Raw genomic sequence first — 12,485 nt, forward strand, 5'->3', positions numbered from 1 at the left:
ATGGCGCGTAGCAGGGTGGACTTGCCGGAGCCGTTGATCCCGACGATCCCGATGGACTCGCCGTGGCGTGCGGTGAACGACACCCCGCGCACGGCGTGGACCTCGCTGACCGCACCGACGTGCTGACGCCCCGCCCCGAGCAGCCGCTTGACCAGGCTGCGCCGGACCGGCTCGGCCTTCTCGACAGGCACGCCCGAGCGCTGCGCCCGCGCCCGCTGCTTGCCTCCGAACACCCGGAAGACGATGTGCAGGTCGTCCACCACCAGGCACGGGTCTCCGAGCGGGATGCTCTCCGCGTGCTGACCGGCGTCGTCCTCCTCGAGCTCCATGTCGAAGTCGAGGTGGGCGTCGGCCTCGCTCACGTCCTCAGTCACGTCCGTACCTCTCTTCGCCACGCCAGAAGATGATGAAGCCCACCACGAAGAACACGACCGCCCAGACGACCCCGAGGATCCACATGATCGGTTCCTGGACGAACGCCTCCTCCTCCATCATGGACGAGCGCCCCAGATACAGGTAGACGGCGATCGGCTGGTAGGTGAGCACCGGCTCCAACCAGACCTGCACCGACTCCGGGAGCCTGCCGACGTAGTGCGCCAGCGGGAAGATCACTCCCGAGCCGTACATGGCGAAGCGCAGGACGAACGAGATGATGTTGTCCAGGTCCGGCGTGATGGCCACGGCGCGCGCCATGATGAAGGCGAGCCCCATGTTGAACACCCACATGAGTGCGACGGCCGGGACGAGGAGCAGCCACTCCCAGGTGATGTGCACGGTGTCGTAGTCGGGCAGCAATCCCGACGCGAGCACGATGATCCCCATGACGACCAGCGCCGGCAGGAGTGTGGCGAGGTGCGACACCACGTTCGAGATCGGCAGCACCGCGCGGGGGAAGTGCAGCGACCGGATCAGGTTGGTGCGCTTGTTGATCGACTGCGCGCCGCCGTTGACGGACTGCTCGACGAAGCGGAACAGGAAGATGCCGATCACGATGAACGCGATCGTGTTCTCGACACCGCGGCTCGTCCGCAGGATCAGACCGAAGATGATCACGTAGACCGCGGCGTTGAGCACCGGGTTGAGGATCGCCCAGAGCTGCCCGAGGTAGGTGTTCTGGTTCTTGGCGTACGCGGTCGCCGTGCCGAGCACCCGGATGAAGGCCCACCGCGAGGCGACGTCCTTGACGTAGGACCACAGCGGTGGTCTCACGCCCATCTTCGTCAGGCCGTACTGGTCGGCGAGCGCCCGCCGCTCGGCCGACGACATGCCGGGAGTGATCGGTTCGGGTGGCTCCGGCGGGCTGGGCCGCCCCTCGGGGCGGTCCGGTGTCCCACGGTCACCAGAGGTGGCCCCTGAGGTGATGTCGGTGGTCACGAAGGTTTCTTACCTGTCCTTGGGAGGTGCGGCCGTGGTCTTCCGGCCCCGTCGATCGTACCGTGGCGCCGTCGGTGGCCGACGCCGCCTGCGTGGAATACTCGGTGTGCCATCGGCACCCTGCCCCCCCTCAGGAAGGAACGGATGTCCCCCGTGAGCTCTCCGCGCCGCTCGCCCGTCGATCGAGGCCGTGAACACCTCGGCCGCCTCCTGCTCAAGGTCGGCAGCCTGGCGAACCGCCTCGTCCGGCAGTCGGTGGTGGGTGAGCCTCCGCTCTTCGACCCCGAGCTCGACGAGCTGCCCCGCTATCCGGTCGTCGTCTACTTCGCCGACCCGCCCGAGCTGGCCTACCAGATCCAGCAGTGGTTGCCTGTCCTCGAGCAGCTGGCGCAGCACCGCCCGCTCGCGATCGTCAGCCGGAACTGGGGCACGACCACGCTGCTGCGCGACTCCACCAGCCTGCCGGTGCTCTTCACGCGCAAGCTCGACGGGCTCCGGCGCATCTACGACCAGATCGACGCCAAGGCGGTCATCTACGTCAACAACGGCATGCGGAACTTCCAGTCGCTCATCTACCAGCGGGGTCTGCACATCCACGTCAACCACGGCGAGTCGGACAAGATCTCGATGGTCTCCAACCAGGCCAAGGCGTACGACCACGTCGTGGTGGCGGGTCAGGCGGCCGTGGAGCGGCACCAGCGAGCACTGATCGGCTTCGACCTCGAACGCCTCGAGGTGTGCGGCCGTCCGCAGCTCGACCTGCAGGTCGAGCCGGTGCTCGCCCCGGTCGCCGGCCGACGGACGGTGCTGTACGCACCGACCTGGTCGGGCGAGGACGACGCCAACAACTACACGTCGCTCGACCGCTACGGGGTGGCGATCGTCCGCACCCTGCTCGCCCGTGACGACGTGCGGGTGATCTACAAGCCCCACCCGCGCGTGCTGACGACCGACGACAAGGCGGTGGCGGCAGCCCACGCCACGATCAGGCGGCTGCTCGCCGACCAGGACCCTGCCGCCGGTCACGCCATGCCCTTCGAGGAGAACATCCTCGGGCTCTTCGACGGCGTGGACCTCCTGGTCACCGACATCTCCTCGGTAGGCCTCGACTTCCTGTACCTGCGCCCGGACGCACCGATCGTGCTCACCGACCGGCGCTCCGACCGCGAGCGCCTTCTTGCCGACGCCCCGATCGCCGGGGCCGTGGACGTCGTCGACGACGAGTCCGTCGCCGACCTCACGGCACTCCTCGCGGCGAACCTGGCGGACGACCCCCGTCACGAGGCCCGAGCCGGCATGCGCGACCACTACTTCGGCTTCGCGCGAGGCGAGAGCAGCCGTCGATTCCTGGACTTCGTCGTCGGCTGCGTGGACCGTCGGGACGCCCTGATCCTCAGCGACTGAGCTCGCGCTCGATGCGCGCGACCTCCCGGTCTCGGACGGCCATGAGGTCCTCGCACGCCGCCACGAACCGGCGCGTCGCCGCTCCCGGCGTCGTGTCGCCGAGGTAGTGCTCGCGCAACCGCAGCCGTTCGCTGCGGCTCGGGTCGTCGCGCACCTCCCGGTCGACGAGCTCGAGAAGCTGCTCAAGCCCTTCCACGGGCAGTGCCGGCGCCAGGTCGAGCAGCGGGCTCGTGGCGATCATCGCCGCACCCGCGGGCCGGGTGACGACGATCGGCGCCCCCGTCGCGAGCCAGTCCATCGCGACGCCCGAGACGTCGCACACGAGCAGGTCCGCGTCGGCGAAGGCCGGTCCCACGTCCCGGTGGGTGTCGGTGGCGTGCGGCTTCGCTCCCGCCGGTGCCGGCACCGAGCCCAGGTACTCCCGGATCGCCGCGTCGGCGTCACCGTACGCCGCGTCACGCACGCCGGTCAGGGGGTGCGGGCGGTACACCACCCGGTAGCGCCCTGACTCCACGAGGGTCCGGACCAGGCGCAGACCGTGGGTGGCCACCGAGCCGTACTCGGCGGACGGCTGGCCGCCCTCCCACGTCGGCGCGTAGAGGATCGTCGGCACCGGTCCCCGCTCCGTCTCCGAGCGGAGCCGCAGCTGACCGTCGAGCTGAGGGCGCCCGACCGGCACGCAGCGCGCGTGGGCGTCGTAGAGCGTGCTGAAGCGTGCCATCCGCTCGACGGCGGCCTGACCCGCGACGAAGGAAAAGTCGTAGGCCTTGGTCTGGTTCGACACCGTGACGACCTTGTCGCTGTCACCGTGCATGAGCGAGGCGTGGACGAGGCTCCCGAACCGGAGGCACGTGAAGTTCTCGGGATTGTGGTTCACGTACAGCGCCAGCCTGGTCGTCGAGCGACCCAGGACGTCGTCGAGCGTCGTGTAGTGCGCCACCGTGCGGACGGCCAGGCCGGAGTCGCGCCGCACCGCGGCAGCCGTGCGCGAGTCCCGCGTGACGACCACGACGGGGTGCTCGGCGTCGAGCGCCCGCAACGCCTCGTACCACTGCTCGAGCTGGTAGAGCGCTTCCGGGGTGTCCGCGAAGTACACCAGCACCTCGTAGGGCCAGGACGTGCCGAGCAGCGCCGCGTCCTCGCCGCGACCGTCGGGCGTCCCGGCCGGCAGCAGGCCGAACCGGCGGATGACCTGACCGCCGGCAGACCGGATCCGACGGCGGAACGTGGCACCACGAGGGGTGGCGGGCATGGGTCTCCTGAGGTCGGTTCAGCGGGGGGCGCGCCGCAGCATACCGGCCATGCGCCGCACCAGGTTGCGCTCGGCCGACGGTGCCGACACCGGTGCCGGCGACGTCGCCGGCCGCGGACGGCGACGCTCGATGTCCGCGAAGACGTCCGCCCATCGCGCCACGACGGCAGGTGCGGCGTACTTCTGCGCCGTCGTCATCGCGGCACGTCGCATGCTCTCCATCGCGGCATCGTCCAGCGTGACGAACCGTTCGATCGCCTCGGCCAGGGCGTCGATGTCGCCCTGCGGCACGAGGAACCCATCCACGCCGTCGGTGATGATGTCCGCCGGGCCGTAGCGGATGTCGTACGCGATGGGGACACAACCTCGTGCCATCGCCTCGGCGAAGACGAGCGGGAGCCCTTCGGCACGGCTCGTCAGCACCAGGAACGACGCGTCGGCGAGCCGTTCGGCGGCGCCCCGGACGAACCCGCGCATCGTCACTCCGGGGACCTTGGCGGCGATCCGCTCCAGCTTCTCGCGATCAGGTCCGTCGCCGTAGACGTCGAGGGTGATGTCGAGCCCCGTCCGGGCGGCCGCCCGCTGCACGCCTCGGATCGCGTGCGGGACGCGCTTGCGGCCGTTCAGGCTGGCGAGCATGGCGCCGGCCAGACGGTCGGCTCGCGTGGGGTCGCTGCCCGGCGGAAGCTCGGTGCTGTTGGGGATGACGAAGGTGTTGTCGCGCGACCCGACCCGGTCCAGCACGTCGCGCCGTTGCCCCTCGGTGAGGAACACGATCGCGTCGAAGTCGTCGACGTGCTCGATGAGCGGCGCCCGGGTCCGCGAGAGCGGTCCGTGCGGGTCCGTCGCACCGGCCGTCAGGTGCGCCCCGTGCACGAGCTGCGCCGTGTACACGCCCGGCCGCCGGAGGCTGGCGAAGAACTTCGTCAGCGACTTGCTGTCGACGACGACGTGGGCGGGCTCCTCGGGGAGCACGTGGTCGATCCACATCCGGTACACGGCCCAGACGGAGCCCCACGAGCGGCCCTCGCGCCCGTCCCGGGTGTACAACGTGACCTGCCGTCCGGTGTCGTGTCGCTCGTCGACCGCCGCGAGCGTGCCGTCCCTGCGGAAGTGCAGCTCCCGCAGCGAGTTGCCGTCCTCGTCCTCCTCGACGCGCACGCGCTCCCCGGGCTCTCCCTGCGGGCGGGCCGTCGGCACGGCGCCGGGCTTCGGCGCGACCCGGTCGTCGGGCAGTGCGCGGACGTCCTCCCAGACGTTGTGCAGGGTGACGCCCGGGATCAGCTCACCGCGCTCGATGAGCCTGGCCTGCATCGACTCGACGTCGAGCGTGGCGGAGAAGGTCAAGATCCGGACCGACACCCCCGCTTCCTCGACGAAGGTCCGTGACCGGCGCAGGAGCGCCGACGTCATACCGCCGTAGGCGGAGGGGATCGACCAGGTGGCGGCGGCGTAGCTTCCCTGCGGGAACGTGGCGTCCGTGCGGCGTCCGGAGGTTCTGGGCACCGCTCCATCGTAGTGGCGGACGACACCCGGCAGCACCGACCCGAGCGCCGTGTTCATCCCGGCTCAACCCGCTGGCCACCGCAGCGTCGCACCTCCGTGCTTCCCTGAGGGCGTGAGCGCACTGGTCGAGTCCCCGCTGCAGCTGCTGTGCGCCGTCGAGGCGCATGCCGCCGGGCACGTCACACCGTCCGCGACGCGCGGCCGGATCGTGGCGCGGTCCGACGTCCCCACGCTCGCGATCGCCGTCGGTGCCCTGCGCGACCTCGGGCTGCCCGACGGCCTCGACGTCACCGTGGGGCCGCCGGGCCGGGCGTTCGGCGACGGTCCCGTGCACCTGGTCGGCGACCCGTTCTCCGGGGTCTTCCAGACCGCGCTGGCACGCGCCGGCGCCCCGGGTCGCATCGTGGTGGTCGACGACGGCCTGGCGACGCTCGACATGGCCCGGCGGCTCGTCGACGGCGAGCCGATGGTGCGCCTGTCCACCCCGGCGGGTCCGCTGCGGTACACCCTCGGTGCGGTGACGACGCGGAGGCTGCGCCGCCTGGCGCGAGCCGGTCGGCTGACCGTGTGCACCATGCTGCCCCTGGACGACGACCTGGCCGACGCTCTGGGCGCCCTCGGCGTCGATGTCGTCGCGCACGCCTTCGAGTGGCTCGCCTCCCGGCCCGACGCCGCTGCACCGGCCACGATCGACGAGCCGACGGTCGTGGTCGGTTCCGGCCTGGTCGCCGACCGGCTCGTGCACGCCGACCAGTACGCCGCCTGGCTGGCGGGCCTCGCCGCCGACGGCCCGGTCCGCTACATCCCGCACCGTCGCCACGACCCCCTGGTCACGGCCCTGTTCGAACGGCTGCCCGGGGTCCAGGTCGACTCCCCCGGCGCGCCGGTCGAGATCCGCCTGCGCGGGCTCGGCGCCGACCAGCGGGTGGTCTCCCTGCCCTCCACGTCGGCCGTGACCCTCACGCGCCTGCTGGTGCCCCGCGGTGTCGGCGTGCTGCCGCAGGACGTGCCCGACTCGTGGTGGACGGAGCGCGCCACCCCAGCGCTGCGTGAGCACCTCGGCGTGGCCGCGGACCTCGCACGTGCCGCGGCCGAGCGGGGCGTCGGCGAGCCTGGGTCCCGTGCCGAGCACCGGTCGGGACCGCGCAGCCGCTCCGTCGCATGACGGGCCTGCGTGTCCTCGCGGTCGCCGACTCCGACTCCTACCTCAAGTGGGCGGCGTGGAGCCTCGCCCGGCTCCGGGACGACGGCGGCACCCCGGCGGTCGAGCCGGTCGCCGTCGTGGTCCGCTCACCCCTGGCCCCGACTCCCGAGCAGGCGCGCGCGGCGGTCGCCGGTACGGGACTGACCACTCCGGCGGTGCTGTCCCCCGGAGCGGTCGGCCGGCTCGCGGCCACCCACCGGCCCGACGTCGTGCTCATCGCGGCGACCGGGCCGGTCGCCGAGCTCGTGGCACGACGTGTGCTGCGGGCCACACGGTCCGGACGGCGCCCGGCGCTGGTGACCGGGCTGCCCGGGATGGCGCTGCCGGCCACGCCGCACGGCACCGGGTGGCGCCGTTGGGCCGACGCGTTCGTGGTGCACGGCCGCCACGAGGCCGATCCCTACCGTGCCGCGTTCGCCCGGCACGGCGCCGCCCCGCACGTCGTGCTGTCCCGGCTGCCGTTCCTCGACGCGGCGGCCGATCACGCCGCCCCTGCCGGTGCTCCGCCGTCGGGCACGCCGTCGCGCACGTCGCCACGACGCGTCCCGGGGACCCCGCACCGCGTGGTCGTGGCCGCGCAGGCCAAGGTGCCGGCCACCCGCGACCAGCGGGTCCGGCTGCTCGACGGGCTGGCGCGCCTCGCCGACGACGGCTACAAGATCACGGTCAAGCTGCGGGCACGCGCGGGCGAGCGCCAGACGCACAACGAGCCCCACCCGCTCGACGTGCTGTGGACGGCCGAGCACCGGCGGCTCGGCAGGTCCGCCGACGAGGTGGGCTTCGCCGTCGGCCCGATGTCCGACCACCTCACCCCCGGCACGGCTCTGCTGACCGTCAGCTCGACGGCCGGGCTGGAGTCGCTCGCGCGCGGCTTGCCGACGGTCTTCCTCGCCGACTTCGGGGTGGGCCGCGAACAGCTCAACGAGGCGTACCTCGGGTCCGGGTGCCTGTACCGGCTGGACGAGGTCGCCGCCGTCCTGCGCGCCGGCGGACCGACCCCCGACCCCGCGTGGTGCGAGGACGGGTACCTGCACCGCGGCGACGACCTGGGACCGGCCGTGCGCGCGCTCGCCGAGCAGGCCCGGACCGGGACCCTCGAGGCGCGGGACGCCGTCGTGCCCTGGTCGTGGCCGCGGTACCTGTGGTCGACCACGCGCTCGGCGCTCCCCGTGGCGCTCTCCGCCCGCCTCACCCGCTGAGACCGGGCGTCAGGCTCGGTGGTCCGCGGCGGCCCGCGCCGTCAGGCCGCGCACGAACCCGGCCCCCCAGCACACGTGCATCACCACGAGCACGACCGGCAGCGTCAGCGCCACCTTTCCGCGCAGGGCCGGTCGGCGTGACGCCGCGTGGCCCGCCGCGACCAGCACGCCCAGCAGGTAGGTCACGGGCACCGCGAGGCCCGCACCCAGCACGAGGGCCGACCCGACGGCGGCGCCGCAGGCGACCAGCAGCAGCGACAGGCCGAGGAACATCACCAGCACCGGCGGCGCGAGGTAGCGCAGGCCCGCCGTGGAAGGATCGCGCCGCACGACCTCGCGGCGCCACATGCCCGTGCGCCAGAACTGCTTCGCCACGGCCCTCAGCGTGCGGCGCGGGCGGTACTCCACGACCAGCGACGGGTCGAACCAGAGCAGGCCGCCCGCCCGGCGCAGCCGCAGGCACAGGTCCCAGTCCTCGGCCCGGAACAGCGTCGGGTCGTAGCCGCCCACGGCCTGCACCGCGCTGCGGCGGAACGCTCCGAGGTAGACCGTCTCCGCCGGGCCGGCGCGGCCACCCGTGTGGAACGACGCAGGCCCGATGCCGGCCGGGTGGCTCATCGCGCGAGCCGCCGCCGCCTGGACCGTACCGACGCCCACGGGCGTCATCACGCCGCCCACGCCCACGGCGCCGGTCGCCCGGAGCAGCCCGACGCACCGCCGCACGTAGTCCGGCGGCAGCTCGGTGTGCCCGTCCACCCGGACGACGACGGCGTGGTCGGCCGACACCTCGGCGCCCGCGCCGTGCTCGATCGCCAGGTTCAGACCGATCGAGCGTGACCCCGTCGGGTTGTCCACCACCGTGACGCGGTCGTCCTGGCCGGCGAGGGCGGCGGCGATCGTTGCCGTCGCGTCGTCCGACGGACCCACCGCGAGCACGAGGCGGAGGTCGCCCTCGTGGTCCTGCGCCAGCACCGACCCGACCGCCGCCGCGAGATAGGCCTCCTCGTCCCGCACGCACGCGACGACGGTCACCCCGCACGTCGGTGCCGGCTCGCCGGCCTGCTGCAGGGTGACCGTCTCGTCGGGCTCAGCCATCCATCTCGCCCTTCACCGAACCGACGGCTGCCCGCAGGTCGTCGCCTGCCCCGGCGTACCGGCGTCGCACGAGCCGCCGCAGGCGCCCGCCCAGGAGCCGCCGGTCCGCGGCGTCCACCACGGCGACGACCCGCGGCGAGCGCCAGCGCGGCACGGGCAACCCGCCCGGGAGGCCCAGCGCGGTGAGCCGCTTGCGACGGAACCACAGCCGCAGGCTCGCGTCGTCGAGCTCGCGCAGCAGGTCGGCGGTCTCGTCGCGGAAGCGCGCCAGGAGCTGTGGCTGCTGGCAGTAGGAGACCGCGCGGACCAGCCGCTGCATCGCGGCGGCGTCCTCCCACCGGCCTCCGGACCGGCCGAGCGCGTCGATCGCCACGGCCGGCACCCGGTTGGAGTTGGGGTACGGCTCGAGACGTTCGAGCAGCATGCGGGTACCGACGTTCTGCGTGGGCACGCCGTACAGGGCGCGGGCCGTCGCGAGCGCCGTCGAGAAGCACGACACGACCAGCCCGGGCGCCGACTCGCCGTACAGGGACTCGGCCAGCACCGCGGCCGGGGCCACCTCCAGCTCGACCCCCAGGGTGCGCGCGTGCTCGACCAGTTCCGCGGTGCCCTGCCGAGGGGCCGACGGGTGCGGCTTGAGCAGCACCCGGGTGAACCCGCGATCGGCGGCCGTCTGGACCATCCGGCGGTGCAGCGCGGCCTCCTCGGCGTCGCTGACCAGCCCGATCGCCGCCATGTACTGGCCCAGCAGCAGGGCGTACGACCCGGCCTCGGGCAGCCGCTCGGCGAGCGCTCGGGGCACGACGGCGGAGTGCCCGTTCGTCGGTCCCTCTCGCTCCGCGCGAGCGACGTCGGCCGCGACGGCCTGCTCGGTGAGCGCACCGACGATCTTGCGGAACGACTCGGCGGGCACGACGACCCCGGGGACGTCCCACTCGGCGAGCAGCGTCGGGCGCACGCCCGGCAGCAGGTCGAGGTGCAGCAGCCGCTCGACACGACCGCCGACGTCGTGCCGCAGGTCGAAGCGTGTCGGGCCGTAGACCATGAGGCCGTCGGCGTACACGCTGACGGCGGCCGAGGAGAAGATCGCGACCAGCGCGCCGGTCGGCGGGGTGGCCACGGACTCCCCGACGATCTCCAGGGGACCGTCGCCGAGGCCCCACCGCTCGCGCAGCAGCCGCTCCCACAGCGGCACGTCCGCCGGCCGCGGCTTCCACTCCTTGGGGTGGTACGGCGTCACCACGTCGTTCCAGGCGACGACGGCGTCGAACCGGTCGGCGAGCGCCGCGAAGGCGGGACCGGTGGTGAAGTCGTCGGTGGTCTCGGGCGCCGGGACGTTGTGCTGCACGACCAGGACGGTCCGCTCGCGCCGGGGCAGCACGCCCGCGTCCCACGCCGCGGCGACCGTGGCCGCACCGAACAGCGTGGAGGCGGTCACGACCTGCGTGGTCACGTCGCTCACAGCGGCACCCCCTGCTTGCGGACGGCTCGCACGCGCTCCGGGCCGAGCGCCGCGACCTGCTGGGTGACGACCTGCTTGTCGAACCGCCCCACGAGCTGCCGGGCACGGGCGGTCATCGCGTGCCACACGTCGTCCGCGTAGGCCCTGCGGCGAGCCACATGGTGGTGCAGCACGGCGAGGACGTCGCGCAGCACCTTGGGCTCGTAGGCGTCCAGGCCGTCCCGCCGGAGGCGCTCCAGCACCGTGTCGTAGGCCTCGAGGAACCCGAGCTGACGGGCGTCCCCCACGTCGGTGAGCGAGCCCGTGACGGCCCGCCGGTAGACGTAGCCCGGCGCGTCCACCACGGCGTACCGGTGGGTGCCGAGGAGCAGGCGCCACGCCCACTCCCGGTCCTCCGCCGTCGGGAGCTGCTCGTCGAAGACGGCCAGGCCGTCGTCGACCACCCGGCGGGAGAGGAACCGGGAGGAGACCTGGACGTAGTTGACCATCGTCGACCGCGAGGTGGGCATGATCCCGGTGCGCGGGTCGAGCGGTACGTGCCGCCGGGGCTCGGGCGCCCGCACCCGGCGGCGCTCGTTGCCGTACGCCTGCACCTGGTCGCACACGAGGAAGTCGACGTCGTGCCGCTCGGCGGCGTCGAGCATCGCGGCGAGGTGCCCGGGGAAGTACCAGTCGTCAGGGTCCAGGAACGTCACCCAGCGACCGCGCGACTCCCGGATGCCCCGGTTGCGCGCCGCCGACACGCCCTGCGGCGCGCCGTGGTGCACCCAGCGCAGGAGCGGGAGCCGGGCGGAGGCCTCCTCCAGGACCGCGAGCGTGTCGTCGGTGGAGCCGTCGTCCACGACCACGACCTCCAGGTCGCGCAGGTCGAGGTCCTGGCGCTGCAGGCTCCCCAGGGCATCGGGCAGGTGCCCGCCGGCGTCCCGTGCGGGGACGACGACGGACACCTGCGGTCGTGAGACGGTCATGCGTGCGGCGTCCTCCGTGCTTCGAGCGGTCGGTCTCCGGGCGTGCTCAGGCGTCGATGCGGCGCAGGCGCGACATCGGGGCCAGCTCGCCCGGCATGACCTTCTTCTCGCCGTCGCCCAGCGCGTCCTGGAGGATGCGGATGTCGCGCACGAGGTTGGTGAGGCCCTTCGGCTCGAGCGACGCGGCGTGGTCCGAGCCCCACATCGCGCGGTCCAGCGTGATGTGCCGCTCGACGGCGACGGCCCCGAGCGCGACGGCCGCCAGGGAGATCTGCAGGCCGGTCTCGTGGCCGGAGTAGCCGACGGGCACGCCGTACCGCTCCTGCAGCGTGCCGATGGTGCGCAGGTTGGCCTCCTCGGGCGGCAGCGGGTAGGTCGAGGTGGAGTGCAGGATGACCAGACCGTCGGTGCCGAGGATCTCCACGGCCGCGTCGATCTGCTCCAGCGTCGACATGCCGGTCGACAGGATGAGCGGCTTGCCGGTGTCCGCGAGCGCCCGCAGGAGCTCGTGGTCGGTCACGGACGCCGAGGCGATCTTGTGCGTCGGCACCCCGAACTCCTCGAGGAAGCCGACCGAGGGCACGTCCCACGGGGAGGCGAACCACTGCACGCCCTGCGCCTTGGCGTACTGGTCGATCTCGGAGTACTGCTCGTGCTCGAACTCGACCTTGTACTTGTACTCCAGGTACGTCATCTCGCCCCACGGCGTCTGGCGGATCTTGTCCCGCTGGTCCTTCGGGGTGGAGATCTCCGGGGTGCGCTTCTGGAACTTCACTGCCTGGCAGCCGGCGGCCACCGCGACGTCGATGAGCTGCTTGGCGATCTCGACGTCACCGTTGTGGTTGATGCCGATCTCCCCGATCACGTACACGGGCTCGCCGGTGCCCACGGCGTGCTCGCCGATGTGGACGGGCTGGGCCGGGGCGGTGGAGGTGGCGGTCATGACGGGGTCCTTCCGGTGGGTGGTGATGCGGTCGCAGATCTCGCGGACGGCCCCGTGGCCGCCGCGCGCTTCGGTGAC

The 12,485-nt window shown here is 73.0% G+C and carries 11 protein-coding genes; 3 read left to right on the top strand and 8 right to left on the bottom strand.

The genetic code is table 11. The features are described from left to right. Positions 1–374 (bottom strand): ATP-binding cassette domain-containing protein (locus ACWAT2_RS17900; RefSeq protein ID WP_402377813.1); only part of this gene is annotated, 374 nt, incomplete at its 3' end. Beyond that, positions 367–1,374 (bottom strand): ABC transporter permease, encoded by a 1,008-nt coding sequence (locus tag ACWAT2_RS17905; protein ID WP_402377815.1) that lies wholly within the window; start codon positions 1,372–1,374, stop codon positions 367–369. The genes ACWAT2_RS17905 and ACWAT2_RS17900, both read right to left, overlap by 8 nt. A gap of 153 nt (positions 1,375–1,527) precedes the next feature. Here ACWAT2_RS17905 and ACWAT2_RS17910 point away from each other — a divergent pair, with 153 nt between their 5' ends. Beyond that, entirely contained in the window at positions 1,528–2,778 is a 1,251-nt protein-coding gene (locus ACWAT2_RS17910) for a CDP-glycerol glycerophosphotransferase family protein (RefSeq protein ID WP_402377818.1), read from the top strand. Here the strand turns inward: ACWAT2_RS17910 and ACWAT2_RS17915 are convergent. Then, positions 2,768–4,030, bottom strand: coding sequence for a CDP-glycerol glycerophosphotransferase family protein (locus ACWAT2_RS17915; protein ID WP_402377821.1), 1,263 nt, complete (start codon positions 4,028–4,030; stop codon positions 2,768–2,770). The genes ACWAT2_RS17910 and ACWAT2_RS17915 overlap by 11 nt on opposite strands. 18 nt (positions 4,031–4,048) lie before the next feature. Continuing rightward, a complete protein-coding gene (locus ACWAT2_RS17920) occupies positions 4,049–5,536 on the bottom strand; it encodes a glycosyltransferase (RefSeq protein WP_402377823.1) in 1,488 nt (495 codons plus the stop codon). A gap of 112 nt (positions 5,537–5,648) precedes the next feature. Here ACWAT2_RS17920 and ACWAT2_RS17925 point away from each other — a divergent pair, with 112 nt between their 5' ends. After that, the gene (locus ACWAT2_RS17925) at positions 5,649–6,701 is read left to right on the top strand and encodes a hypothetical protein (RefSeq protein ID WP_402377825.1); all 1,053 of its coding nucleotides are present in this window, start codon (positions 5,649–5,651) and stop codon (positions 6,699–6,701) included. Then, a complete protein-coding gene (locus tag ACWAT2_RS17930; RefSeq protein ID WP_402377828.1) occupies positions 6,698–7,939 on the top strand; it encodes a DUF6716 putative glycosyltransferase in 1,242 nt (413 codons plus the stop codon). Before ACWAT2_RS17925 ends, ACWAT2_RS17930 begins: the two co-directional genes overlap by 4 nt. Before the next feature lie 9 nt (positions 7,940–7,948). Here the strand turns inward: ACWAT2_RS17930 and ACWAT2_RS17935 are convergent, their stop codons facing one another. From ACWAT2_RS17935 to ACWAT2_RS17950, 4 genes are read right to left on the bottom strand one after another with little or no spacing between them, the layout of a single operon-like run. Further along, positions 7,949–9,034: a glycosyltransferase family 2 protein gene (locus ACWAT2_RS17935; protein WP_402377831.1), complete on the bottom strand. Its 1,086-nt coding sequence runs from the start codon at positions 9,032–9,034 to the stop codon at positions 7,949–7,951. After that, complete coding sequence (locus tag ACWAT2_RS17940) at positions 9,027–10,496, bottom strand: polysialyltransferase family glycosyltransferase (RefSeq protein ID WP_402377834.1); 1,470 nt, start codon at positions 10,494–10,496, stop codon at positions 9,027–9,029. Before ACWAT2_RS17940 ends, ACWAT2_RS17935 begins: the two co-directional genes overlap by 8 nt. Next, positions 10,493–11,464, bottom strand: a complete 972-nt coding sequence (locus tag ACWAT2_RS17945) for a glycosyltransferase family 2 protein (RefSeq protein ID WP_402377837.1) — start codon at positions 11,462–11,464, stop codon at positions 10,493–10,495. Before ACWAT2_RS17945 ends, ACWAT2_RS17940 begins: the two co-directional genes overlap by 4 nt. Positions 11,465–11,510: 46 nt before the next feature. After that, entirely contained in the window at positions 11,511–12,407 is an 897-nt protein-coding gene (locus tag ACWAT2_RS17950) for an N-acetylneuraminate synthase family protein (RefSeq protein WP_402377912.1), read from the bottom strand. Positions 12,408–12,485: the final 78 nt, after the last annotated feature.

It is taken from the genome of Isoptericola sp. GX10416, from assembly GCF_056590155.1.

Excerpts from the sequence above, each read along its gene's own strand:
- ACWAT2_RS17915 (WP_402377821.1), bottom strand. The coding sequence starts at position 4,030 with ATGCCCGCCACCCCTCGTGGTGCCACGTTCCGCCGTCGGATCCGGTCT.
- ACWAT2_RS17930 (WP_402377828.1), top strand. The coding sequence starts at position 6,698 with ATGACGGGCCTGCGTGTCCTCGCGGTCGCCGACTCCGACTCCTACCTC.
- ACWAT2_RS17935 (WP_402377831.1), bottom strand. The coding sequence starts at position 9,034 with ATGGCTGAGCCCGACGAGACGGTCACCCTGCAGCAGGCCGGCGAGCCG.
- ACWAT2_RS17945 (WP_402377837.1), bottom strand. The coding sequence starts at position 11,464 with ATGACCGTCTCACGACCGCAGGTGTCCGTCGTCGTCCCCGCACGGGAC.
- ACWAT2_RS17950 (WP_402377912.1), bottom strand. The coding sequence starts at position 12,407 with ATGACCGCCACCTCCACCGCCCCGGCCCAGCCCGTCCACATCGGCGAG.